Origin of the sequence: Nocardia coubleae NBRC 108252 (assembly GCF_001612805.1) — a bacterium.
Lineage (GTDB): Bacteria > Actinomycetota > Actinomycetes > Mycobacteriales > Mycobacteriaceae > Nocardia > Nocardia coubleae.
Genome location: NZ_BDBD01000011.1, coordinates 1019223 through 1044533, shown reverse-complemented (window position 1 = coordinate 1044533; position 25311 = coordinate 1019223). Strand labels below are relative to the sequence as shown.

General features: G+C 67.7%; 20 protein-coding genes. 12 read left to right on the top strand and 8 right to left on the bottom strand.

Features of this window, described 5'->3' with window-relative positions:
- Positions 1-15: 15 nt before the first annotated feature.
- Genes NCO8_RS13860 through NCO8_RS13850 form a run of 3 tightly spaced genes read left to right on the top strand, consistent with a single transcriptional unit; the run spans position 16 to position 3762 of the window.
- Entirely contained in the window at positions 16-462 is a 447-nt protein-coding gene (locus NCO8_RS13860; protein WP_067639529.1) for a hypothetical protein, read from the top strand.
- Between the two features lie 16 nt (positions 463-478).
- Positions 479-3049, top strand: a complete 2571-nt coding sequence (locus tag NCO8_RS13855; protein WP_067639527.1) for an Hsp70 family protein — start codon at positions 479-481, stop codon at positions 3047-3049.
- Entirely contained in the window at positions 3046-3762 is a 717-nt protein-coding gene (locus tag NCO8_RS13850) for an ankyrin repeat domain-containing protein (protein ID WP_167353282.1), read from the top strand. Before NCO8_RS13855 ends, NCO8_RS13850 begins: the two co-directional genes overlap by 4 nt.
- 13 nt (positions 3763-3775) lie before the next feature.
- Here the strand turns inward: NCO8_RS13850 and NCO8_RS13845 are convergent, their stop codons facing one another.
- Positions 3776-5056, bottom strand: a complete 1281-nt coding sequence (locus NCO8_RS13845) for a DoxX family protein (RefSeq protein WP_067639524.1) — start codon at positions 5054-5056, stop codon at positions 3776-3778.
- On the bottom strand, positions 5053-5631 hold the full coding sequence (locus NCO8_RS13840) for a M15 family metallopeptidase (protein ID WP_084457172.1): 579 nt from the start codon (positions 5629-5631) through the stop codon (positions 5053-5055). Before NCO8_RS13840 ends, NCO8_RS13845 begins: the two co-directional genes overlap by 4 nt.
- A gap of 88 nt (positions 5632-5719) precedes the next feature.
- On the opposite strand from NCO8_RS13840, the gene NCO8_RS13835 reads away from it, so the two are divergent.
- Positions 5720-6394 (top strand): response regulator transcription factor, encoded by a 675-nt coding sequence (locus NCO8_RS13835; protein WP_067640160.1) that lies wholly within the window; start codon positions 5720-5722, stop codon positions 6392-6394.
- Positions 6387-7460 carry a sensor histidine kinase gene (locus NCO8_RS13830; RefSeq protein ID WP_218022666.1) on the top strand — a complete coding sequence of 358 codons (1074 nt, stop codon included), beginning with the start codon at positions 6387-6389 and terminating at the stop codon, positions 7458-7460. Before NCO8_RS13835 ends, NCO8_RS13830 begins: the two co-directional genes overlap by 8 nt.
- A gap of 17 nt (positions 7461-7477) precedes the next feature.
- Here NCO8_RS13830 and NCO8_RS13825 read toward each other — a convergent pair whose 3' ends face one another.
- Positions 7478-8080: a TetR/AcrR family transcriptional regulator gene (locus NCO8_RS13825; RefSeq protein WP_067639522.1), complete on the bottom strand. Its 603-nt coding sequence runs from the start codon at positions 8078-8080 to the stop codon at positions 7478-7480.
- Positions 8081-8129: 49 nt separating this feature from the next.
- Here NCO8_RS13825 and NCO8_RS31335 point away from each other — a divergent pair, with 49 nt between their 5' ends.
- The gene (locus NCO8_RS31335) at positions 8130-8297 is read left to right on the top strand and encodes a hypothetical protein (RefSeq protein WP_210739974.1); all 168 of its coding nucleotides are present in this window, start codon (positions 8130-8132) and stop codon (positions 8295-8297) included.
- A gap of 6 nt (positions 8298-8303) precedes the next feature.
- On the opposite strand, the gene NCO8_RS13820 is transcribed toward NCO8_RS31335, so the two are convergent.
- The 3 genes from NCO8_RS13820 to NCO8_RS13810 form a co-directional block, all read right to left on the bottom strand.
- On the bottom strand, positions 8304-14228 hold the full coding sequence (locus NCO8_RS13820; RefSeq protein WP_067639521.1) for a non-ribosomal peptide synthetase: 5925 nt from the start codon (positions 14226-14228) through the stop codon (positions 8304-8306).
- A 75-nt stretch (positions 14229-14303) separates the two neighbouring features.
- Positions 14304-15245 carry a methionyl-tRNA formyltransferase gene (locus NCO8_RS13815; RefSeq protein ID WP_067639519.1) on the bottom strand — a complete coding sequence of 314 codons (942 nt, stop codon included), beginning with the start codon at positions 15243-15245 and terminating at the stop codon, positions 14304-14306.
- A 141-nt stretch (positions 15246-15386) separates the two neighbouring features.
- The gene (locus NCO8_RS13810; RefSeq protein WP_245655343.1) at positions 15387-16211 is read right to left on the bottom strand and encodes a helix-turn-helix domain-containing protein; all 825 of its coding nucleotides are present in this window, start codon (positions 16209-16211) and stop codon (positions 15387-15389) included.
- 77 nt (positions 16212-16288) lie between these two features.
- Between NCO8_RS13810 and NCO8_RS13805 the strand changes: the two genes are divergently transcribed.
- On the top strand, positions 16289-17122 hold the full coding sequence (locus tag NCO8_RS13805; RefSeq protein WP_067639517.1) for an alpha/beta fold hydrolase: 834 nt from the start codon (positions 16289-16291) through the stop codon (positions 17120-17122).
- 33 nt (positions 17123-17155) lie between these two features.
- Here NCO8_RS13805 and NCO8_RS13800 read toward each other — a convergent pair whose 3' ends face one another.
- Positions 17156-17938 carry an ABC transporter ATP-binding protein gene (locus NCO8_RS13800; RefSeq protein WP_067639515.1) on the bottom strand — a complete coding sequence of 261 codons (783 nt, stop codon included), beginning with the start codon at positions 17936-17938 and terminating at the stop codon, positions 17156-17158.
- Positions 17935-18606 carry a FadR/GntR family transcriptional regulator gene (locus tag NCO8_RS13795; protein ID WP_067639513.1) on the bottom strand — a complete coding sequence of 224 codons (672 nt, stop codon included), beginning with the start codon at positions 18604-18606 and terminating at the stop codon, positions 17935-17937. The genes NCO8_RS13800 and NCO8_RS13795 overlap by 4 nt, the downstream gene beginning before the upstream one ends.
- 178 nt (positions 18607-18784) lie before the next feature.
- On the opposite strand from NCO8_RS13795, the gene NCO8_RS13790 reads away from it, so the two are divergent.
- The 5 genes from NCO8_RS13790 to NCO8_RS13770 all read left to right on the top strand — a co-directional run bounded on the left by NCO8_RS13790 (position 18785) and on the right by NCO8_RS13770 (position 25298).
- Positions 18785-20518, top strand: coding sequence for a 2-isopropylmalate synthase (locus tag NCO8_RS13790; protein WP_084457049.1), 1734 nt, complete (start codon positions 18785-18787; stop codon positions 20516-20518).
- Positions 20519-20625: 107 nt separating this feature from the next.
- Positions 20626-21549: a LysR family transcriptional regulator gene (locus tag NCO8_RS13785; RefSeq protein WP_067498605.1), complete on the top strand. Its 924-nt coding sequence runs from the start codon at positions 20626-20628 to the stop codon at positions 21547-21549.
- 87 nt (positions 21550-21636) lie between these two features.
- Positions 21637-23301 (top strand): AMP-dependent synthetase/ligase, encoded by a 1665-nt coding sequence (locus NCO8_RS13780; protein WP_067639509.1) that lies wholly within the window; start codon positions 21637-21639, stop codon positions 23299-23301.
- A gap of 141 nt (positions 23302-23442) precedes the next feature.
- The gene (locus NCO8_RS13775; protein WP_067639508.1) at positions 23443-24693 is read left to right on the top strand and encodes an NAD(P)/FAD-dependent oxidoreductase; all 1251 of its coding nucleotides are present in this window, start codon (positions 23443-23445) and stop codon (positions 24691-24693) included.
- Positions 24690-25298 (top strand): SGNH/GDSL hydrolase family protein, encoded by a 609-nt coding sequence (locus NCO8_RS13770; RefSeq protein WP_067639507.1) that lies wholly within the window; start codon positions 24690-24692, stop codon positions 25296-25298. Before NCO8_RS13775 ends, NCO8_RS13770 begins: the two co-directional genes overlap by 4 nt.
- The last annotated feature ends 13 nt before the right edge of the window (positions 25299-25311 follow it).

Below are 25311 nucleotides of genomic sequence, written 5' to 3'. Positions count from 1 at the left end.
CGGAGGGCGACGGAAATGACGAACCCATGGCAATGGACCGGGTCGAACCCCTACTACTCCACGGCATTTCAGATCCTGGACCTCGACCCCACAGCGGGCCCGTCGGTGGCCCGTGCCCGTATCGCGGCGCGGCGCAAGCGGATCGCCTTCGACCCGGGCAGGTTTCCCCTGTTCGGCGCGGTGCTCACCGTGGCGCAGGTCAATGCCGCCGATGAGCAACTTGGGTCGCCGGAAACCCGGCTGACGGCGGAATTGCTCACCCACCGGCCCGTGCCCGCCGAATCGGAGGTGGCCGAGCTCGCCGAACTACAGCAACTCGCGGACGAACTGGATGCCGCGGTCGCCCGTGATGCCGAGGCCGCGGCCGAGGCGGTACCCGGCGTCGTGCCGGGGCTGAACTACCAGGTCCTGCCCAAGCTGCTGCCACCCGCTCTCGGCCCCGAACTGCACGCACTGCGCTGAAACAGGAGAACACCGAATGACGCTGGTCGCCGGAATCGACCTCGGCACGACGAACTGCTGCGTGGCCATTCCGGCCGACGCCGACATCCCGAACAAACAAGCGCTGATCGACCGACGCCGGTTGCGGCAGTTCGGGTCAGCGCTGATCGTCGCCAATCCCGACCTGTCGCTGACCACACCGTCGGCGATCTGGATCTCACCCGACGGCACCGTGCTGGTCGGTGCGCTCGCCAAACGCAAAGCGCGCCATCCCGGTTCACCGCCCGCCATGTTCTTCAAGCGCAATATGGGCACCGATCAGCCGGTCACCGCGGGACATGCGACCATCACACCGCTGCAGGCCTCGGTGCACCTGCTGCGTCATCTCAAAACAATGGCGCAGGACGTGCTCGGTGTGCCGATCGACCGCGCCGTGATCACGGTGCCCGCATACTTCGAGACCAGCGCGAAGACACAGACCGGACTGGCGGGTGCCGAGGCCGGGCTCGAGGTGGTCGAAACGCTGATGGAACCGGTCGCGGCAGCGTTGGCGCACATGCACGAGTACCGCATGAAGGACTCCGAGGGACGCCGGTTCCTGATCTACGACCTCGGCGGCGGCACCTTCGACACCTCGGTGGTGAGCTGGGACCCGGACGGCGGATTCAGCAGTCGATCCTTCGACGGCAACCGTTACCTCGGTGGGTACGACTTCGATCAGGCCATCGTCGACTGGATGATCGCCCAGCTGCCCGGCTACGACCTCGGTTTCCGGCCGGACCAACCACGTGACGCCGAATTGCTCGCACGGCTGCTGAGTTTGGCCGAGGCGGCGAAGCACGAGCTGAGCCGCGAGACGGAGACCGAAATCATCAGCCAGGACCTGGAAGATCGGTCCGGAAATCCGATGACCATCAACCTGCCCATCAGCAGGCCCGTCTTCGATCGGATGATCGAAGACCATCTCCGCGCGACCCTCGACCATTGCGCAGAAGCGCTGTCCAAGGCTCGGTTGAGCGACGCCGCTCTCGACGAGATCGTGCTGGTCGGCGGCTCGTCGAGAATCCCGCTGGTCGCGACGTTGCTGGAACAACGCTTCGGTATCCCACCGCGCCTGTTCCATCCGGAACTCGTCGTCGCGGTCGGCGCGGCTCTCAAGGCGGCGAGCCGCGCTACCCGTAGCTCGGTCCTAGAACTGGAACCGCTGGTGCCGCAAGGCGATTCGGTCGATATCGCCGGCCGGGTGCGGTGTCCCGACGAGCTGGGTCAACCGGTGCTCGTCCTGGTCGAGACCGCCGACGGCGCACCGCTCGAACAGCGGGTCAACGGTGACGGCGCTTTCCTGTTCATCGACGTTCCGCTGTTCGCCGAGGGCGAAAGCTCCTTCACCGTGCGAGTGCTTGCCGAGGGGCAACAGGTCGACACTGGACACCTCACCGTGACAGCACACGACGAGACGCCGGCACTCGACCTGGCGGGAGATGTGCTCGCACACGACTTCTCGGTGGAGCTCGTGGACGGTCGGCTGGCGCGAATCGTGAAGGCGGGCACCAAGATCCCGCACCGCGTCAGCCAGCATCTGGAGACCGCGCGAGCGGGTACCGCTTTGCGGGTACGGCTCTACGAGGGCCGCATACCGATCGGTTCGGTGCAGATCCACGACCTGCCCGAGGATGTGGCTCCGGGTACCGCTGTAGAACTGTCCCTGGAATTCGCGGTCGGGTGGACCATTCACGCGTCGGTGCGGCTGCCGCAGCTGGACCGGACGGCCACCGCCGTCATCGACATCCCGGTCCGTCAGGTCGCGTCGTGGACAGAGATCCGGTCGAGGACCGTACGGGCGCACGCCGCGTGGCGCCAGGTGCGTCCCGAGGTGCATAAGTTCGAGTCGGCGAAGGCGGGACCGGATCTCGAACAGCGGTTGCTCGCTGTGGAAGGGCTGATCGTCGGCGCGAAGGACCAGGCGAAAGCGCACCACATGCTGCTCGAAGCCGAGACGATCTTGCAGACCTTGCAGGAGAGCGAGGGCCCTGAGGCGTATCTGGAGCCGCCGCTGGCCGATTTCGAGGACAGAATGGGCACGCTCACCAATCTGGTGGTCTGGCTCGAACGTGACCTTCCCGGTGAGGCGCAGCCGTTCCGGTACCGTCAGGACGGGGTGGCGGCCGAGGCACGGGCCGCCTACGAGGCCGGTGATTTCACCGCGTGGCGCAGGGCGAACGAGAAGCTCGACGATCTGGTCCGCGAGGTCGTGCGGACCCCGCTGATCCGGGAAATCCTGGCCGTCGGTGCGTCGCCGACGGAATACCGCGCCTGGCTGACGGGTGAGATCGAGACAGCCGATCAACTGATCCGCCGCAAGTACGACACCCTGCTGAACGATCCACGTCTGGCGTCGGCGGAGAAGTCGAAGCTGCCAACGGAGCGCGACCTCTTCCTCGGTGAGCTGCAGCTGATCGCCGCGACCGTGCGGGAGGTCGACCTGTCCCGCCCCGCCGCCCGCGAGCATCTGCACACCATCTACACCGGCCGCCTGCAGCCGCTGCACGCGCGCGTCGAGCGGTGGGGCCGGGAAACCGGGATTCGCTGGCACCCTGGTGTGGCGTGAGCAGCCCCGTAGTGCTGGTGATCGGGCTCCTCGGCTTGGCGCTGGTGGTGTGGCTGCTCTGGCTGATCGTCCGCAGCAGCCGAGAGCGGCGCCGTCAGCGCGTGGTCGATCAGCTGCTGTCGGTGGCGGCGTCGGGGGATACCGCGCGGCTGCGCGAAATCGTCGAAACCGGTGCGTCCATCAATACGGTGGCAGCGCAGGGAAACAGCGCGCTGCATCTGGCGTACTACACCGGCCAGCAGGAAGCGATCGAGAATCTGCGGGCTTACGGCGCAGACGCCAATTTGCGCAACAACGAGGGGCTCACTCCGGCCGAGATGAGCTCGCTGGTCCAAATCGAGAACCTGCTGCGCGAAGGTGTCTGGTATCTCAACCGCGACGGCAGCTGGCGCGATAGGGGCCAGGGGTACAGGGTGTACACCCGGCTCGGCCAGTTCCCGGAACGGATCTACAATCCGGCAGTCGTGCGTCAGGTATTGCGGCGCGAACAGCGCAGGGAACTGCTGATCCTGGCGATCAAGCTCGGCCGGACGGGCTCCGAGGAAAAGCTGGCTGAAGCGTTGCAAGCCTTCGGTGACAAGCACATGGCCGAGGACTACCTCAACTGCGGCTCGCGATTCCTGCACGACGCAGCCGAGCAGTGGGCCAGGGCGAACAACTACCGCATCTTCAGTCGGTCGGGTTGGGCCAATGTCGGCTGGGGCCGGTTCTGAGTGGACGTGTCAGCTAGCGGAAGTACGGATAGTTCTGCACCCAGTGGAATCCGCGACTGCGCAAGGTGAAGCTGTCGAGGTCCAGGCGTTCCAAGGTGACGACGAGTGGGCGGTCGTGCAGTTCCCCGCGCAGTATCAGGAGGTCGGGGGTGGGTCTCTGGGTGGATACAGTCGCGAGTGGTCCTGTCGGTCGGGCGAGTTCGAGCTGTCCGCCGGGGGAGAGTTCGGCTTCCACCGGAACGAATTCACCATCCATCCGTTGAATGGTGGCCGATCCCGGATGTTCGAAAATCAGTCGTTGCCAACGGGTTCCGTCGGTGGTGAGCGGTAGTGCGACCTGTCCGTCGACGGTGAATTCCCGCACGTCCCAGATTCCGTACAGCTCGGATTTGGGGCTGCCTGCCCCGTGCTGTTCCTGCCACACCACCCACCGGTCGTACCCGCTGGCCAGTGCGACCCAGAGTCCCAGACCCGCCACGACCCCTTTCGCGATGCGGTTCTTGCGTTCTTCGGCGAAGAGCGACGGTAGCGACAGCGGCGCGCAACCACCCTGCAGCACGAAGACATCCACAAGCCGCCGCAGATAGGGCGCGAGCAGCACCAGGCTGATCAACAGCAAATGCGCGGCGAGCAACTTCTCCGGGATGTCGAACGTCATGTTCAGCAGGAGGATTTGCGCCGTACTGAGCAAGCACAACAGCGCACCGAGCACCATCGTTCGGGAGAAGAACAGCAGCAGACCCGCCACGACTTCCACAGCACCGAGCGACATCTCGTATGCGGGGGAACTGCCCACCTGCAACCACAGCACCGAGGCCGGACTCAGATCGCCGTACGGTTGCAGCAGCTGTGCCAACGACGGCCCGGGCATCTGGGTCGGGATCAGTTTCGCGAACCCGAACCCCACCATCTGCGCACCGAGGCACAACCGCAGGAACAGGGAGAACCAGGCGGTGAGCCGAGGGTAGGCCGTGCGGCGATCGAATGCCGTCCACACCGCGGCGACAACCATCGCGAGGACCAGCAGACACAGCACCAGCACCCACACCGCCGCCTGATCACCGGCACCGGAATCCTTGTGCTGCACCGCATCGACGCCGAAGAACGTCCGGCCTACCCACCCGGTGACGGGGTCGGTCAGCGACATGTCCCACGGGCTCACATAACGGCGCACCCAGCGCCCGAGGATGCCGAGCAACGCGAACGGAATGTAGGTGTTCAGCAGGCAGAACAGAACGAAATAGACCACGCAGAACCGAAACGCGACGAACGTGGCGGGCCGGGGAGTGGTCACCGCTGCATCCTCGGGTCCTCGGTGGGATCGGCAAACCGTGCCGGGCACCCGTTTTCCGCGGCGTCGCGGCGCAGTTCGTAATGCCAGGGTTCGTTGTCGTAGATCTGGCACAGCCCGTAGGCGGCGCCGTGGGCGGACAACCACGCCGTCGCCGCGCTGTGCCCGATGTCGACCGCGTCACCCGACACGTGCGCGGAGGTTTCCGCGGTAGCCACCCAGCGGGCGGCCTCGGCCTCGGACCCGTACTTGCCGACCGCCTCGTGCAGCAGCCGCGTCTGGTGTTCCGCGGACCGCCAGCCACTGGTGACCACGAATTCCACCCCCTCGCTACCCGCGTCGACGGCGGCCCGACGCAGCGCATCGAGCAATTCAGGGTCGAGATTGGCCACCGAGGGCGACTGGTCGTCGAAGACCCCCGCACCGGGCGAACCGGGGTCGCCACGGGGAATATCGATCGACAACGCGACGGAGGAGAACCGGTCCGGCGATTGGTGGACAAAGAACGCGACAGCGCCTGCCGCGGTAAGAGCGGCGACAGCAGTCGCTAGAATTCCCCGGATATTTCTCTGATTCATGCAGTCAGTCAAGACAATGCGGCGTTGCACGCACGTATGCGATTTTCGATACGCCGACGATATGTTCCCGCTGGAAGAATCGAGAGCGATGCGTGTACTGATCGTCGAGGACGAACCCTATCTGGCCGAAGCAATCCGCGACGGCCTGCGCCTGGAAGCCATCGCCGCCGACATCGCGGGCGACGGCGACACGGCACTGATGCTGCTCGACATCAACACCTACGACATCGCCGTCCTCGACCGTGACATCCCCGGTCCCTCCGGAGACGAGATCGCCGAACACATCGTCGCCGCGGGCAGCGGGCTGCCGATCCTGATGCTCACCGCCGCCGATCGCCTCGACGACAAGGCGACCGGTTTCGAGCTCGGCGCCGACGACTACCTCACCAAACCGTTCGATCTGCGCGAACTGGTTCTGCGCCTGCGCGCCCTCGACCGCAGGCGCGCCCACAGCCGGCCACCCGTCCGCGAGATCGCCGGGCTGCGTCTTGACCCGTTCCGTCGCGAGGTCTACCGCGACGGCCGCTATGTCGCGCTGACGCGCAAACAGTTCGCGGTGCTCGAGGTGCTCGTCGCGGCCGACGGCGGTGTGGTGAGCGCGGAGGAACTTCTGGAACGCGCCTGGGACGAGAACGCGGACCCGTTCACCAATGCCGTCCGCATCACCGTCTCGGCGCTGCGCAAACGTCTCGGCGAACCATGGATCATCGCGACCGTTCCCGGCGTCGGCTACCGCATCAGTACGGGAGGTGACGGTGGATAGGGCACCCGGGCTGAGTGTCCGCCTCAAGCTCACCCTCAGTTACGCCGGTTTCGTCATGCTCGCGGGCACCTTGTTACTCGTCGCCGTCCTGGTGTTCTACCTGTACTACCTGCCTGCCGGATGGATCGACACCACCGGCAACTTCTGGATCAACCGGCGGCTGCTGCTCCGCTCGTTCGCGCCGTTCATGGCCGCCGTCCTGCTCTTCCTCATGGTCTTCGGCCTGGTCGGCGGCTGGTTTCTGGCCGGACGCATGCTCGCCCCGCTGACCCGGATCACCGCCGCTGCCCGCCTGGCCGCCAACGGCTCGCTGTCGCACCGCATCCGGCTCGCCGGCACCGCCGACGAATTCCGGGAACTGGCCGACACTTTCGACGCCATGCTCGCCCGGCTGGAAGCCCACGTCACCGAGAACCAGCGGTTCGCCGCCAACGCATCCCACGAACTACGCACCCCCTTGGCGATCACCCGAACCATGCTCGAGGTGGCCCGTGACGATCCCCCCGACGACCCGAGTGACCTGATCGAACGCCTCCAGACCGTCAACAGCCGGGCCATCGATCTCACCGAAGCCCTGCTCGTGCTCAGTCGAGCCGACCAGCGGTCGTTCACGCCCGAGCCCGTCGACCTGTCCCTGCTCGCCGAAGAAGCCACCGAGACGCTCATCCCCTTCGCCGAAAAGCACGCCATCACCCTCGAAACCGCAGGCGAGCCGACCCCCACCGTCGGCTCGCACGCCCTGCTCCTGCAGCTGACCACGAATCTCGTTCACAACGCGATAGTCCACAACCTGCCCGGCGGCACCGCGTGGACAACAACCCGCCGCCTGCCCGACTCGGTGGTCCTCACCGTCGAGAACACGGGCGAAAACCTCACTCCGAGAACGGTTTCCACACTCGTCGAACCGTTCCAGCGTGGGTCCGAACGCATTCGCACCCACGATTCCGGCGTCGGCCTCGGACTGGCCATCGTCGACAGCATCACCCGAGCCCACGCGGGCACTCTTACTCTCACCCCGCGTCCGGGCGGTGGGTTGTGCGTGTCGGTGCAGCTGCCGGCTCGTTAGATCGCCGGGGAGGTCGGTCACGATGAGGGAGCCCGAAATGCGCGCAGCGTGACATCGACGAGGGAATCGGCGTATTCGGCGGTGAGGGGCCCGGACCTGTGTAGCCACCGCTGGAACAACGGGGCGTAGAGCACCTCCAGGACCAGGTCGAGATCCGCGCCGGGGTCGAGTTGGCCTGCCCGCTGTGCGCTGCGCAAGCGAGCCTTCTTCGCTTCGTCCACCGGGCGCGCGAGCTTCTCGCGGAACTGGGCAGCGAGCTCGGGGTCGTTGACGATCTCGACCTCGAGGGCGCGAATCGGACGCTCGAACTCAGGGTCGGCGAACTCCGCGGCCGTGGCCCGCATGACCACCTTCAGATCGGCCTCGATGTCCCCGGTGTCGGGCAGCTCCACCTGCGGCCCTTCCTCTGTTGTGCTGAGGGCGAGGAACGAATCGAAGATGACGGCTCCCTTGGACGGCCACCACCGGTAGATCGTCTGCTTGCCAACCCCGGCGCGTGCCGCGATGGCCTCGATGGAGACCTTCGTATACCCGACCTCGGAGATCAATGCGCGGGTGGCCGCGAGGATGGCTTGGCGCGAACGCTCGCTGCGCCGCGAACTTCCCTTGGCGTCGGTCATGAGGGCAGCTTATCAATCAACCGAGACGAGACGGTTCGGTTGACAAGGAGTGCGCTCTGCTCAACGGCAGCCGGCCCTGGTCTTCCGGTTGGACGGCGAGATCGATGGAGTCATGGCGTTCCGGGTCGACAAGGACCGCATCACAGGCCTCTACTTCGTCCGCAACCCGCACAAGCTGACCAGGATCGAATCGGAGACCCCGTTGACCCTGCGTTGACCCGGCTCACGACGGTCGTCGGCCAGCCGGCCGGGTTCGCGACACCGCTTCGACCGGGGTCGGTAGCAGGCCCTCGGTGATGAAACCGTCGACATAACGCTGGAGGACAGCCCCGTCGATGTCCGGACAACGAACACCGGATCGAGCCAGGACCGCGCGGGTGCCGGTGTCGTCGACGATCAGGGCGTCGCCGCCACCGTTGAGGTAGTTCTCGGCCACGAGTGCCGCGCGCATCAGGTCGGCATGCTGCGCGATCCGTCCGGCCAAGCGTTCGGCGGCATCGGCCACCGGCACGATGTCGATGGGAAAACCGGTGCGGCGCAGGGTGTTCAGGATGTCGCCGACATTGGTCGGCGCACTGTTGACCAAATGGTAGATCTCGGTGGCGGGCTGCCGTCCGGTGGCGAGCGTGACCAAGGCGCGTGCCACGTAGTCGACCGGGGCCAATGTGACCTCGGCGGACTCGATGTCGGGCGCGACCCCGAGATGGGCGGCCGATCGGATCAGTGTCCAGAACGCGTCGTCGGCGCCGTTCGCGCCGCTGCTGATCGATCCTGCGACCAGGCCGGGCCGGTGCACGGCGACCGGCAACCCGCGTTCGGCTGCCGCGAGGACCAGCTGCTCGGCCACCCATTTGGTCGCCAGGTACCCGTTGCGCGGTACCTGGTCGGCGGTGATCGCCGTGTGTTCGGTGACGACTCCGGTGTGGCCGACACCGACAGCCGCCGACACGGTCGACACGAAATGCAAGGCCTTCACCCTGGTATCGACAGCCAGTCGCAGGATCTCGACGGTTCCGGCGACGTTCGCCGGGCGCAGGGCGGCATAGGATTCCAGGTGATTCACGCGGGCACCGTTGTGGTAGATCACCTCGATACGCGCGGCCAGCTCGGTCCACGTGTCGGTGTCGAGCCCGAACCGCGGTGCGGCGAGGTCGCCGGGCACCGGCACGACGCGGCCGGCGAGTCCGTCGGTCCGTAGTCCGTAGCGCCGCAGGGTTGTTTCCAGACGGCGGCGCGCGTCGTCGATGTCGTCGGCGCGGACCAGGCACCAGACGCGCGACGGGGTGCGGTCGAGCAGCTCGCGCAACAGATGGATGCCGACGAAACCGGTGGCGCCGGTCAGGAGCACATCGTCGGCCGAGGTCGGCGGCGGCGGGAAGGCCGCCGGCACCGTGATGTTTGGATCGAGCTGGGCGTCGGCGATCAGCATGTCGGTCCACTGTCCGGCCGCCGCCGCGCCGGATTCCGCTGTCACCGCCGCCGTCACCGCACGCGGCGTCGGCGCTTCGAACAGCAGGCGCGGGTCGGCGTCGATGCCGAGCCGGGTCCGCAGCTCCGTTCGGAGCGTGAAGACGAGCAGCGAGGTGCCACCGAGATCGAAGAAGCTGTCGTCGATCTCGACCGAATCTCGTTCCAGCACATCGGCGAACACCCGTGCCACCGCGAGCTCGCGCACGGTCGCCGGTTCGCCGCTGTGGGCAGGCGCGTCGGACGCGGGGTCGACTTCCGGGCGTTCGGGCATGCCGAGCCCGGTCGTGCCGGACAGCTGCGCGAGGGTCACCTCGGGATGCGTGGCGACGGTCGTCAGGATGTCGCGGAACCGTGCCGCGAACGCGGTGACCGTCGCCTCCTCGTAGAGGTCGGTGGCGTAGCGCAGGTTCCCCGTCAGGCCACCGGTGCCCGGGTCTTCGCTCAGCGTGAGACTCAGGTCGAAATGCGTTGTTTCCCAAGGGAAGTCGACAACGGATATGGTCAGGTCACCGAGGTCGAGCGAAGGCGGTGCGGGCAGGTTCTCGTAGGAGAACACGGCGTCGAACAGCGGGTGCCTGGTGTTGTCACGTGGCGGATTCACCGCTTCGACGATGTGGTCGAAGGGGACCTCGGCATTGCCGAGCGCGGCGAGCGAGACTTCCCTCGCACGCACCACCAGCGCGGTGAAGTGTTCCTGCGGATCGAGGGTCAGGCGCAACGGCAGGGTGTTCACGAACATGCCGACCAGGCGGTCGAGGGCGGGGTGTGCGCGACCCGCGACCGGGGTCCCGATCGTCACATCCGCGCTTCCGGCCAGGTCACCGAGCAGCACGGTGAACGCCGCGTACCCGGCCATGAAGGGAGTCGCGTTGTGTCGTCGGGCCAGTTCGGCAAGCGCTGTCGCGACGTCGGCGCCGATCTCGAACTCCACCACCGCACCGGCACCACCCGGCCTGCCGATGCCGGGGGCGCGGACTCGGTCGGTCGGTAGCGGCGGTCGGTCGGACGCCCCGTCCAGCGCACGCACCCAGTGCGCGAGCTGACCGGCGGCGCGGGACGGCGGATCGTGCCGATCGCCGAGTCGCCGATGCTGCCACAGTGTGTAGTCGGCGTACTGCAGCGGAAGCGGTTCCCATCGCGGTTGGCGTCGGGCGGCCCGCGCGGTGTACGCGGCGGACAGATCGGCCACGAGCGGACCGTGCGACCAGCCGTCGGCGGCGATGTGATGTGCCACCAGCGCGAGTACGTGCTCGTCGGAGCCGATATTCCACAGCGCCAACCGGATCGGTGCGTCGGTGGTGACGTCGAAGGGTGCGGTGACCGCCTGCGCGAGTTCGGCGTCTAGATCGTCCCGGTCGAGGGTGCGCGCGGTCAGCGGTGCCCGGCCGAGGGCCTCGTCGACGGTGAGGATGCGGACGCGCGGCCCGGCGCTGCTGCCGGGGTACACCGTGCGCAGCACCTCGTGCCGGGTGACCACATCCCGTACCGCCGCGTCGAGCGCTGCCACATTGAGAGATCCCCTGAGCCGCAACGCGATCGGCAGATGATAGGCCGACGACTCCGGGTACAGCTGATTGAGCAACCACATCCGCAGCTGCGCCGGGGCAGGCGACAGGTGCTCGGGCCGGGTCAGCGGCGCCGGTGCGTCCGGGTCTTCGGCGTCGTCGAGTCGCAGTGCCAACCCCGCGACGGTCGGTGCGTCGAAGACGGTGCGGACATCGAGGCCGAGCCGTCCCGCGAGCGCGGTGGCGGTGAGCGAGGTCCCGCCGAGTTCGAAGAAGTCGCTCTCGGCCCCGGCCACTTCGATCGCGAGAACCTCGGTGAAGGCCGCTGCCACCTTCCGCTCCGAATCTGTCGCGACGGGCCGGGAACCGTGGTGACCGAACACGGGCGCGGGCAGGCGACGGGTGTCGAGTTTGCCGTTCGGAGTCAACGGCAGCGTGTCGAGCATGAGGTAGGCGCTCGGACGTAGATACGCGGGCAGTTGCTCGGCGATCCGGAGCCGCACCTGCTCCACATCGAGCGGGCCGTCCGGCACCAGGTAGGCCACCAGATGGGTACCCCTCGAGTCCTGATGGGCAGTGACGGCTGCCCGGCCGACGCCGGGCAGGCCGGTGAGAGTGGTCTCGATCTCGCCCGGCTCGATGCGGTGCCCGCGCACCTTGATCTGGAAGTCGCTGCGGCCGTGGTAGATCAGTTCGGGCTCGGCGCTGGTGGTGAGCGTGACCAGGTCACCGGTGCGGTACACCCGCCCGCCGGGTGGGCCGAACGGATCGGCGACGAATCGGGCCGCGGTCAACGAGTGCCGACCGTGGTAGCCGCGCGCCAGGGCCGGGCCGCCGAGGTAGAGCTCGCCGACGACACCGGGTGGCACCGGGCGCAGCCGGGCGTCGAGTACCAGGGCGTGGAATCCGCGCAGCGGCGCGCCGATCGTCACCGATCGATCCGGTGTCAGTTCCGCGATGGTCGCGATGTCGGTCGCCTCGGTAGGGCCGTATCCGTTGCGCATCAACCGGTTTCGCGACCAGGCCGAAACCAGGTCGGCGCGGATCGCCTCCCCGCCGACACCGAGGACACGCAGTTCCGGCAGGGTCTCGGGAGCGAGGGTCGCCAGCACCGCGGGGGTGATGATGGCGTTGGTCACCCGCTCGCGACGCATGAGCTCGGCCAGATCCGGTCCGGCCATTACGTAGCGCGGGGCAACCACCAGTGTCGCGGCACCGGCCAGCCCGCACAGGATCTCGCCGACCGCCATGTCGAAACCGGGGGAGGCGTGGTGCAGGGTCCGGGCTCCGGGCCGCAGCGCGTACCGGTCGCGCCGCTCCGCCGCCAGGTTCGCGAGACCGCCGTGGGTCACCAGCACGCCCTTGGGGACACCGGTGGAACCGGAGGTGTAGATGAGGTAGGCGGGGTGCTCGGGCCGCGCGGCGACCGGCAGCAGCTCTGCGTCCGGGGTCGCATCGGGGTCGACGATCGTCCAGTGGACCGATCCGGGCAGATCCGCCGGGTGCTCGACACCGGTGACGCCGAGGACGGCACCGCAGTCGTCGAGGATGTGCGCGATGCGCTCGGCCGGGTATCCCGCGTCGATCGGTACGAAGCCCGCCCCGGTCTTGGTGATCGCCCAGACAGCTCCGACCGAGGCGGCGGAGCGTTCCATGACCATCGCGACCAAGGTCTCGGGGCCGGCCCCAGCGGCCTGCAGCGTGCCGGCGAGGCGGTCGGTCCACGCGCCGAATTCCCGGTAGGTCCAACGCTTCTCGCCGTAGACGACGGCGATCCCGTCCGGGTTTTCCGCGACGGCGGCGGCGATCAGCTCGCCCAACGTGGCCGGTTGACCAGCCGTCGGCCCGCACCAGGGGACGAGCAGGCTCGACTCGGCGCCGGTGAGGACCGGCAACCGGTCGATCGCGACCTCGTCGTCGGCGGTCGCGAACTCTGTCAGGAAGCCGACGAATCGCTCCAGGTGCGCGGTGACCTCGGCCTCGGTGTATCGATGGCGGTTGGCTTCGAACTCGACCCGCAACCCGGAATCGGTCAGCGGATACACATTGAGCGCGAGGTCCTCGACCGGCCCGGTGGACAGCAGCTCGATGACGCCACGCGCCGGGCCGAGCATCAACTCGGTGTGGAAGTTCATGATGTTGACGGCCGGTCCGAAGTTCAGCGACTCGGCTCGGCGACCACTGTCGCGGATCATGTCGGCACCGCGATAGCGCTGATGGCGTAATGCCCCGCTCAGTTCGGCACGCGCGCGGGCGATGGCGGCGCCCACGGTGGCGCCCGAGCAGCGCAGCGGGACGATATTCGAAGTCATGGCACCGCATTCGCGCATCGCGGCGGTCGTGCGCGCGGTGACCGGCAGGCTCAGCGCCACCGCCTCGGTGTCGGTCAGCCTGCCGAGAAAGGCGGCGAACGCCGCCACCAGCACGGGCGCGATGCCGGGGAAGCCAGCGCGTGTGCGCAGTCGCTCGACCAGCGATGGCGGCAGCTCGGCGCGGGCGTGGATCGGGAGCGGGTCGGGAGCACCTGGTCGCGTCGCGAGAGTGACCGGGGCGGGCAGCACGGCGAGCTGCTCGCGCCAGTATTCGCGGTCGATCCCATACCGTCGCGAGCCCAGGTAACTCTGCTCCGCAGCGGCCAGAACCGCTGTCGAATCCACTGCGGCCGAGGGTAATTCGTGTCCCTCCAGCAGGGCCGTGTAATAGGTGCTCAGCAGATGCTGCATGCGGACGGCGCCGAAGCCGTCGAGCGCCAGGTGATGCGCGCGGGTGTAGAGCAGGTGATGCTCCGAGCTGAGGCGCAGGACCGTGGTCACGATGGGTGGGTCGGCGATCAGAGCGAACGGCGCACACTGATCGGCCCGCATCCACGCGTGGGCTGCGGCCTCCGGGTCGGCCTCTCCACTGCAGTCGACGAGGGCGATGGCATCGTCGATGCCATCGTCGTGCACCTGTCCAGGCTGCCCCTCGACGAGGGTGAACCGCACATAGGCACCCAGATCCCGCGCGGCCGAGCGGACCGCGCGGCGATATGCCGCCACATCGAGCGGTCCGCGCAGGTCGACATACTGGCCGACCGCGAGCGGCACCGGCCCGAGCAATTGCTGAGCGAACCACACCTCGCGTTGTGCCGCGGTGAGCGGGCGGACAGCAGGGGCCGAACGGTGGGAGATCATGGTGCCTCAGAAGCTGGGAGCGAAGGTGGGAAGTCCGCGCCCGTGCCGTCGGACGGGCGCTGCGGAACCGGGAACTCAGGCGGGAAAATCGGTGAGATATCCACCGCGAGCGAAGAATTCGGCACCGTCGTACTCGGTACCCGTCGCGCTACGGACACGTTTGATCACCAATGCGTGATTGCCACCGCGGTGCGGGTCGGCTCCACACACGACCGCGCCGCCACCTTCCTGAACGATCACCCTGCCCGCGGTGCCGCCGTAACGGGCCTCGGAGACCACCGCGTCGAGAATCTCGACGCGCTCACCGCGGTAGTAGGAGTAGGCGCGCGGATACGGCGCGGACAGCGCCCGCACGAACCGTTCCGATTCGGTCGCGTCAAGGGACCAGTCGATCCGGCTGTCACGGTCGGACCGCTTGTGGAAGTAGGTGCGCTCGGCCTTGTTCTGCGGTGTCCACACCGCGGTGCCGTTCTCGAGCGCCGCGAGCGCCTCGTGCACCGCACCGGGGATCAGCTCCATGCCGGCCAGGACGAGTTCGGTGCCGGTGGCGTCGGGCGGGATCGGCAGGCGCTTCTGGACCAGGATGTCGCCGGTGTCGAGTTGCTCGTCCATGCGATGCACCGTCAGGCCGAATTCCTCCGCACCGCTGATCAGCGCCCACAGCACCGGTGAGAACCCGGTGAATTTCGGTAACAGCGAATCGTGCAGGTTCAGGGTGCCATGGGGCGGCATGTCGTAGAGCTCCGCGGGCATCCAGGTGTACCAGCTGTTGACCACGATCACGTCGGGTCGGGCACGCTTCACGAGATCGATGGTCTCGGCGTCGGCGCGTTCGGTGAGGTGCACCGGAATGCCGTGTTCGGTGGCCAGTTCCTCGACCGAGTCGTTCCAGATCGCCTTGTAGGCGGAATCCGCGGCCGGGTGGGTGACCGCCAGGACCACCTCGTGCTCCGAGTCGATCAGGGCCTGCAGGGTCTTACGACCCCAGGTTTGGAAACCGAACGACACGATGCGCATGGAACTGCCTACTTTCGTCTATGTGTAGGCTTACCTTACATAGATGTCAATATGCTCGTGTGCGCGGCCGCTGCGCCGACCCGGTGCTCCTCGACGCTGCCCACGACACGGGGCCGCGTCGCTCGCAGGTGGAGGCAGGAATCAGATTGTCGGCCAGGCCACTTCGTCGATCGCGAGCCACGGAGCCTTCGCGACCACGGCGGGGGTCATGTCGGTGATCGCCTTGGTGCGACGATGAAAATGCGATTGGTCGACATAGCCCGCCTCGGCGGCGGCGGCCGCGGGCGAGCGCCCTGCCACCAGGAGGTGGGCGGCATGGTCGAAGCGGACCAGGTCGGACGCGTGCTTGGGTGATACTCCGATACTGGACTGGAAGCGGGACCATAGTCGCTGGCGGGTCCAGCCGGTCTCCGCGGCAAGGGTCTCGATGCGGATCCGGCCGCGGCTGCGGACGGTCCGGCCCCAGGCATACGTGATCTCGGGTGCTACACCCGATCCGCGACGCACCCGGCTTCGCAGGAATGCGGCCACGATCGCGAACCGCTCGTTCCACGACGGCGTCGCACGGAGCCGCTCGGTCAAGCCGGCGGTTTCGTTACCCCACAGGTCCGGCAGCGGTGTCACCGTGCCGCCGATGATGCTGGTGTCTTGGAGAACCACCGCGGCGACGACGGGGGACATGCGGATCTGCAGGACGTCACCGACTCCTGTGCTGGTGATCCGTAGCGGGCCTGCGTGGAGGCCGATGATCGCGTTCCCGACGACTTGGCACCCCAGAACGTCGTATACGACTCCGTGTTCGCTGAGGTCGAGCAGGAGCGTGATCGAGGGATGCGGAATCATGGTGATTTCCACGGCGGCATCCCCGTGGTACCGGAATCCCGCCATCTGGATTCCCGGCATGGGCACTCGGCCCGGCACAGCGACATCGACCCGACTCCAGTCCCATCGGCTCGCCGCGTCCACGCCTCCAGGCTAACCGGAGTCAAACAGCCTGACATTTGTCCAATACGGCGTGACGGGTCGACGGCGATGCTGGCGGTATGAGCGCATCGAGTCCCACCAAGCCACGCGAGGATACGACAATCCACGGGTTGCACGTCGTCATCGACGGGAACCCGACCGCACCGCCCCTGCTACTCGTGCACGGCTCGGGCGCGACCGGTTCGATGTGGGCACCCGTGGTGCCGTCGCTCGCCGCGAAGTATCGGGTGATCACGATCGACCTGCCAGGATGCGGCCGGTCGGAGTCGGCATCGACGTACGCCGTTGCGCAACAAGCGGATCGAGTGGCGAAGGTGTTGGACGAGCTCGGCGTCCGAAATCTGCGGGTGGTCGGTCACTCCAGCGGCGGGTATGTCGCGACGGCCCTCGTCGAGAGTCGTCCCGATCTGGTCGGCGATCTGGTCCTGGTCAGTACGGGCCCGAATCTGGCAGCGCTGCTCCCTGAGCCCGCGATCATCCGGGCGCTCACCTCGCCGCCGTTCGGTCCGCTCGTGTGGGCGCTGCGCACCGACTCGATGATCCGTCGCGGACTGGCAGCGACCGCGGCGACGACGATCACGGTGCCCGACGGTGCCGTGGCCGACTTACGCGCGATGTCCTATCGAACTTTCCGTGCGATTATCGCCGCCAACATCGACTACCTCGCCGCACGAACCGTGCCCCAGCGCCTCATCGACGCCGGAAAGCCCCTCCTCGTGATCTTCGGAGACTCCGATCCTCGCTGGGACCCGGCGTCGGCGCACCACTACGAGGCGGTGCCGGGTGCCCAGCTGGAATACCTTCGCGGAGTCGGTCATCTCGCGATGCTCGAAGACCCCGACGCCCTCGCCCGCTCGATCCTCGCCAGCGCGGAGGCAGACCGCGCCATCTGAAGGAGCGCCGCGCATCGCGGATTTCGTCGGCGCTCAGCGGGCGCGGGCGCTCCAGCGTCCGTCGTAGCGGACTTCGATCGGGTGGGCGAAGGCCGTCGAGACGTGGTCGGTGGTGATGACCTCGGTGGCCGGGCCTGCGGCGACGGTGTGACCGTCGGCGATGAGCAGGGCGTGGGTGGTGGTGCTCGGTAGTTCCTCGAGGTGGTGGGTGACCAGGATCGAGGCGACTTCGGGGTGGGTTCGGTCGAGGCTGTCCAGGGTGGTGAGCAGTTGTTCGCGGGCGGCCAGGTCGAGGCCGGTGGACGGTTCGTCCAGGAGCAGGACCCGGGGATCGCTGATCAGGGCCCGGGCGATGAGAGTGCGGCCGCGCTCACCCTGGGAAAGGGTGGGCCAGAGGTCGTCGGCCTTGCCGGACAGGCCGAGAGTGTCGATGATCTGCTCGGCACGCTCCAGGTCGCCGGAACTCGGTGACCAGCGCATCGGTGTGTCGATCGTGCCCGTGATGCCGGTGAGCACGACCTCGCGCACCGAGAGGGCGTGCGGCAGCCGATGCCGCGGGTTCACATGCCCGATCGAGCGCCGCAGCCGAGCCAACTCGACCCGCCCGAATTGCTCCCCGAGCACCCGCACGATCCCCGTCGTCGGAAAGGTGACGGCACCGCAGAATCCCAGCAGCGTGCTCTTGCCTGCGCCGTTGGGCCCCAGGAGCGCCCAGTGCTCGCCGGCGCGCACCGTCAGCGAGATCCCGTTGATGATCTTCTTGCCGTCCCGGCGGAAGGTCACATCGTCCAGTTCGATCACGGCGCTGCCGGTCATGTGAAGGCCTCCTTGAGGGCGGAAAGGTGCGTGCGGCTGAATTCTGCTGCGGCAGTCGGTGTTCGTTCCGCGATCGCCTGCGCGAGTTGCTCGTGCGCGTGCTGGTCGTCCTGCTCGGAGCGGACCGGGCGAAGCTCGAGCATGTCGATCATGGCCAGACGCAGACGCGGAAGAAGGCTGTCGAAAAGCTGGGTGAGGACATCGTTGTGCGCGGCGACGACGACCGCACGATGGAAGGCCATGTCGGCATCGACGTGATCGGCGACGGGCCGACCTCCGACGCGGCGTTCCGCCAGGGTTCGCCGGATGGCCCGCAGATCGGCGGGTGTCCGTCGTCGGGCGGCGAGGGCCGCGGCCTCCGCCTCGATGGCAATGCGGGCCTCGATCACCGCGACGATGGTGGCACCACGCAGCACCACATCCCAGTCCTCGGTCACATCGAGCGCGGTGACGAACACGCCTGCGCCCTGCCTGCTGTCGAGCACGCCCTTGCCCGCGAGTTCCCGGATCGCCTCACGCACGGTCGACCGCCCGACCCCCAACTGGGTGGCGAGCAAGGTCTCGCCCGGTAATCGATGACCCAAGGGCCACTCGCCCGCCCGGATCCGCGCGAGCAGCAGTTCGGCCGCTTGTGCCGCCAGTGGCTGGCGCCTTACCTGCGGTATCACCCGAGGACCTCTCTACTTGTCTGAGGAGTTGTGGTAGAAGTGTACCCATCATGACCTACACCGCGCTCTTCCTCGGCCGCCACGGCGGGGCCTGACGACCGGCCGCCCCGCCGTGGGGCTCCGTCGTGGCCGGTCTCCGTCGTCTTCGGCCCTGGATGGCCGGGAAGTAGAGCAGGTCATGACCGAATTCCCCACCCTGACAACACCTTCGGGTTCTCTTGCCGATGGTGCGCCCGCATGGAACCGGCAACGTCACTCGGCGATGCCGTCGTACCGATATCGAGATGTCCACCGTCGCGTGGAAGTGCCTGCCGGGCATCGCGACTGGCCGAGCGCGCGGATCACCACCGCGCCACTGTGGGTCCCGGTCGACCTGCGCGACGGCAACCAGGCACTGGCCGAACCGATGGACCCTGCGCGCAAACGCCGGTTCTTCGAACTCCTGGTCACCATGGGCTACAAAGAGATCGAGGTCGGCTACCCGTCCGCGTCGCAAACCGACTTCGACTTCGTACGCCTGCTGGCCGAGTGCCCCATCGCGCCGCCGGATGTGGCCTTGGTCGTGTTCACCCCGGCGCGTCGCGACCTGATCGCACGGACCGTCGAGTCGGTCCGCGGCATCACCAACGACGTGATCATCCACCTGTACACGGCCACGGCGCCGGTCTGGCGCGAGGTGGTTCTCGGCAAGGACAGGAAGCAACTGCGCGAGTTGATCGTCACCGGTGCCCGCGATGTCCTGGAACTGGCCGGCGAGCTGCCGAATGTCCGGTTCCAGTTCTCGCCGGAAGTGTTCAACCTGACCGAACCGGATTTCGCCCTCGAGATCTGCGACGCCGTCACCGAGTTGTGGGAGGCGACCCCACAGCGCCCCGTCACGCTGAATCTGCCCGCGACCGTGGAGGTGGCGACGCCGAACGTCTACGCCGACCAGATCGAATACATGCACCGCAATCTCGCCCGGCGGGACGCGGTGATCCTGTCGGTGCACCCGCACAACGATCGGGGGACCGGTGTCGCCTGCGCCGAACTGGCCGTCCTGGCCGGTGCCCAACGGGTGGAGGGCTGCGTCTTCGGCAATGGTGAGCGCACCGGGAATGTCGATATCGCCACCCTGGCGCTGAACCTGCACGCCCAAGGGGTCGACCCGATGATCGACTTCTCCGATATCGACGAGATCCGCCGCACCGTCGAGTACTGCACGCGTCTGCCCGTCCACGAAAGGCACCCGTACGTGGGCGATCTTGTACACACGGCGTTTTCCGGTACCCACCAGGACGCGATCGGCAAAGGCATGACCGAGCATCGTGAGCGGGCAGCGGCCCTCGGCGTGCACGAGCGCGAATCGGAATGGCGGGTCCCGTATCTGCCGATCGACCCCACCGACCTCGGTCGCTCCTACGATGCCGTGATCCGGGTCAACTCACAGTCCGGCAAGGGCGGTATCGCCTACCTGTTGCACACCGAATACGGTCTCGAGCTGCCGCGCCGCCTGCAAATCGACTTCGCGCAGCGGGTGCAGGAACACACCGACGACACCGGCGCGGAGATCGGCGCCGATGAACTCCGAGCCCTGTTCGAGCAGAGCTACACCGCCGACGAGCGTCGAATCACCTTGGTACAGTGGAAATTTGTCGACGGAACCACCGAAATCGTCCTGGACGTGCACGGCACCGAACACCACTCGACCCACGTGGCGAGCCCGGTCGATGCCCTGACCACCGCCCTCGCCGAGACCGCCAACTCCATCGAGATCCTCGGCCTCACCCAGCACGGCGCCGCTGACGGCACCGCTGCGAGCTACGTCGAGTATCGAGCCGCGGGCCGAAGCGGATGGGCATTCGGCCTCGACGCCTCGCCCGTCGCCGCGTCGCTCGAGGCGGTGATGAACGCCGCGAACACGGCGCCATAGGAAGCTGCGCGGCCAGGTTCACCGACCGGCAATGCGCGCGGCGACCGCTATTCATCACCGGTTATCCGGCCTCGATAGCGTGGTGGTACTCGGAAGGAGCCGGCGTCATGGAATTCCGACATCTCGTTTCGTTTATCACCATCGCCGAAGAGTTGCATTTCGGTCGCGCAGCGCAGCGCCTCCATCTGACCCAACCAAGTCTCAGTGCCCAGCTGCAGAAGCTGGAGAAATCGCTCGGCGTCCAGCTGGTCGCCCGGAACTCCCACGAGGTCCGGCTGACCCCCGCGGGGCGCGAGTTCGAAAGCCAGGCCCGCCTGATCGTCGCTCAGCTCGACCGCGCCGCCCAGGCGGCCAAGGCCACCGCCGAGGGCAGGGCGGGCAGCCTCAGCATCGGCTACAACCTGCCCGCCAGCAGGCATGTGCTGCCGGAGGCACTCACCAGGATGACCGAACGGCACCCCGACATCGTGGTGTCGCTGTGGGAGAAGCGGACCGGCCCCCAGCTGGCCGCCCTCGCCGACGGTTCCCTCGATGTGGCCCTGGTCTACGGTCATCCCAGTACCGCCGATTTCCGCTATCGCCGCCTGCTGCACCGGGTTCCGCTCGTCGCGGTAGTCGGCCGCCGACATCGGTGGGCCGACCGGCCCGGTGTCCCGTTCGCGGAACTACAGAGTCAGGATTGCGTGCTGTTCGCCCGCGAACAGTGTCCGGCGATGTACGACACCATCCTGCGGTCGGCGGCCGAAACCAGGATCTCGCTCAATGTCACGCATTCGGCCGACGACCCCGGCGCGACCGCACACATGGTCTCGGTGCGACCACTCGTCGGATTCGCCTCGCTGCCGCGCGCGATTTCGATGGGAATGGGTGTGCCGGGCAGTAGTTCGGTGGCGGTGAAATTGTTCGATCCGGTACCGACCCTTGATTTACACGCCGTCTGGCGGGCCGACGAACCGAATCCCGCGGTCGCGTTGTTCCTGGAATGCGTGGAATCGGCACAACTCGATGATGTCCGCGCATTGTCGGCCTGAACCCCTCGATAGGACATGACTTTCGTGCGGTAGGAACAGCGAGTGCGGCAGCGACGGGAATGGTTGACGCCGTGAAGAATTCGATTCGTGAACACAGTGTCTGCTACCGCGAACGGATTCGTTCCGGCCGATTCGTCCAGTCTGTACGAGATTGTTTCCGACGCGGCGCGGCGTGATCCGGCCCGCCCGTCACTGTGTGCCGCCGACGGCACCCAGCTGACCACCGGCGAGCTCGACACCCGGGTCCGCGGACTCGCCTCGGCCCTGCTCGACCGCGGGGTCGCGGCGGGGGACCGGGTGGCCGTGCTCGGCCGCACGAGCCTGGAATGGGCGCTGCTCGACTGCGCGGCCATGGCTGTCGGCGCGGTGATCGTGCCGGTGTACCCGACCTCCTCGCCGGCGCAGATCGCACACATCCTGAGCGACAGCGGCAGCCGGTTCCACGCGGCCGAGACCGCCGACGACGCGGCCCGCCTGACCGACGCGGGCGCGAGCGGCACGGTGTGGTCCTTCGCCGAGATCGGGTCATGGGCGGAGGGCGTCGAGCACGCCGACCTCGACGCGCGGATCGCCGCGGTGGGCGCCGCCGACCTCGCGATGATCGTCTACACCAGCGGCACGACCGGCCTGGCCAAGGGCTGCATGATCAGCCACCGCAACATGTATGTCACCGCCGCGAACACCGCGCGCCAGACCGAGGGCATCTTCGACGGCACGACGGTGCTCGCGCTGCCGCTGTCCCACGTGTTCGGCCAGACGATCCTGTTCGCCTGCCTGTACGGCGGCAGCCGGACCCATCTGCTGCCCGGCGTGCCCGACCTGGTCCCGGCGCTGGCGACGCTGCGTCCGACCTTCCTCGCGCTGATTCCGTACGCGCTGGAGAAGATTCGCAAACACGTCCGCGCGCTGCTCACCGAAGGGCAGGAGGACGCGGCCGTCGAGCGTGGCCTTACGCTGCTGGCCGAGGGCGCCGCACCCACCGCCACCGACGAAGCCGTCGCGGCCGCGTTCGGTGGACGCCTTCGCTACGTGATCTCCGGCGGCGCCTCCCTCGACGACACCACCGTCGGCTTCTACGCCGGGTTCGGCGTGGTGATCCTGAACTGCTACGGCCTCACCGAGGCGGCCACCGCGGTCACCGTGAGCGCGCCGTCCACCAACCGGCTCGGCACCGTGGGCCGTCCCATCCCGGGCACCGAGGTCGGCATCGGCGCCGACGGCGAAGTCCTCGTCCGCGGCCCACACGTCTCACCCGGCTACTGGGGCGCGGCCGCCGACCAGCGGTCCGTCGACGCCGACGGCTGGCTGCACACCGGCGACATCGGCGAGCTCGACGACGGGCACCTGCGGATCACCGGGCGCAAGAAGGAGATCCTGGTGACCTCCGGGGGCAAGAACGTGGCCCCGACCCCGCTCGAGGACCGGGTGCGGCTGCATCCGCTGGTGAGCAACTGCATGGTCGTCGGTGACGGTCGACGGTTCGTGACGGCGCTGATCACCCTCGACGCCGAGCGGTACGCGAAGTGGCGTGCCGAGCATCCCGACGACGATCCGGCCGAGACGATTCAGGCCGCCGTGGACGAGGCGAATTCCTTGGTGTCGCGGCCGGAATCCATTCGCGCATTCCGCATCGTCGACGGCGATTTCACCGTCGACGCCGGCCTGCTCACCTCGTCGTTGAAATTGCGCCGGGCCGCGATCGCCGAAACCTATTCCGGCGAAATAGATCAGCTCTACATGTCGCGCGGGTAACGCGACACGAAATTCTCCCACCGGTCCCGCCGACGATAGCCGGGACCGATCGGCCGATGAATTGCGGTGCCCCCAGTGGTTTCCGTATTCCACCGGCGACAGACTCGAAATCGGAATTCGACCACCGAAAGTGATCACATCATGTATGACGTCATCGTCGTCGGAACCCGGGTCGCGGGTTCGCCCCTGGCCATGCTGCTGGCCCGTCAGGGCCACCGCGTGCTCGCCGTTGATCGCGCGAGTTTTCCCAGCGACACCCCGTCCACGCACTACATCCACCAGGCCGGTCTCGGCTTTCTGAAGTCCTGGGGTCTGCTGGACACGGTGGTGGCCACCGGCTGCCCGCCGATCCGGCACCTGAACTTCACCTACACCGACATCGAGATCCCGGGCATGGCCGATCCCTCGGCCGACGGCATCGACGCCGTCTACTGCCCGCGCCGCACTGTCCTCGACAAGATCCTGGTCGACGCGGCGGGCGAGTCCGGCGCCGAGGTGATCGAGGGCTTCACCGTCACCGGCCTGCTGCGCGACGGTGACCGGGTCGCCGGTATCCGTGGCCGCGTCGGCGAGGGTCCCGAGCAGGAATTCCGCGCGAAACTCGTCGTCGGCGCGGACGGTTCGAACTCCCTCGTCGCCAAGGAGGTCGGTGCGGCCACCTACGAGGGTTCGCCCGCGGCCTGCTTCGTCTACTACTCGTACTACGAGGGCGTGGACTGGGGCATGCACCACCGCACCGGGTTCGGTGAGCAGCAGTTCGCCTCCTGGCCGACCAACGACGGCCTGGCCCTGGTAGCGGTCATGCGCAAGCGCGACCGGTTCCGTGACTTCCGCACCGATCCCGATGCCGGTGTGCAGGAGATCGTCGAGCAGATCGACCCGGAGATCGGCGCGCGGTTGCGCGAAACCGGCAAGCGGGTCGAGCCGTTCCGGCCGATGCTCTACCCCGACAACTACCGTCGCCAGTCCTTCGGTCCCGGCTGGGCGCTGGTCGGCGACGCTGGCTACCACAAGGACCCGTTCACCGGCTGGGGCATCACCGACGCCTTCAAGTACGGCCAGCTGCTGGCCGATCTGGTGCACGAAAGCCTTTCGGGCGCACGCCCGTTCGAGGAGACGCTGCCGGAGTACCAGCGTGAGCGCGACGCCCAGAGCGCCAGCACCTACGAACTCACCCAGTCCATCTCCGAGCTCACCCTCACCCCGTACTACGACTCGGTGTTCCGCGCGGCCAGCCGCAGCGAGCACTACTCGAAGAAGTTCTTCGGGCTGATCGCCGGGCTGTACCCGCCGGACAAGTTCTTCGGTGAGGCCGAGCTCACGGCGCTCTACGAGGAAGTGGACTTCCCGGTCGCCGACCGGCACGTGGTGAATACCGGGGTGTCGGCGTGATCGCGGCCGGCCTGACGGCGCTCGGAGACAGCTTCGTGGAGGGCCGTGGCGACCCCGCCGCGGCGGGTGGCTACCGCGGCTGGGTCTCGCGCCTCGGCGGTCAGCTCGGATTGCGGCCAACCACGATTCGCAACTTCGGCACGCACGGCGCCACCACCGGCGATGTCGTCGCGAGCCAGCTCGCACCGGCGACATCGGCGGCGCGGGCCGGCCTCTACGGCGTGGTCGTCGGCGTGAACGACCTGGTCAGCGCGTATGACGAGGCTCGTTTCGCCGACAACCTGCACACCATCTTCACCACCTTGCGGGCAGGGGAAGCCACGGTGTTCACCGCGAGTTACCCCGATATTCCCGCCCGCCTGCCCGTGCCGGACGGCTTCCGTGCGCTGCTGCGCGAGCGTTTCGCCGCCGCCAACGATGTCCTCGCCCGGGTCACCGACGACACCGGCGCCCTGCTTCTCGATATCGCCGCCAGGCCCGAATGGGCCCGGCCCGAGGTGTGGACCGCCGACGGTCTGCACCCGAGTTCGGTGGGCCACCGCCTGTTCGCCGCCGCCGCGGCCGAACTGATCGCCTCGGCCACCGCCACCACTGTCGCCGCCTGAGAGGAACCCTTTC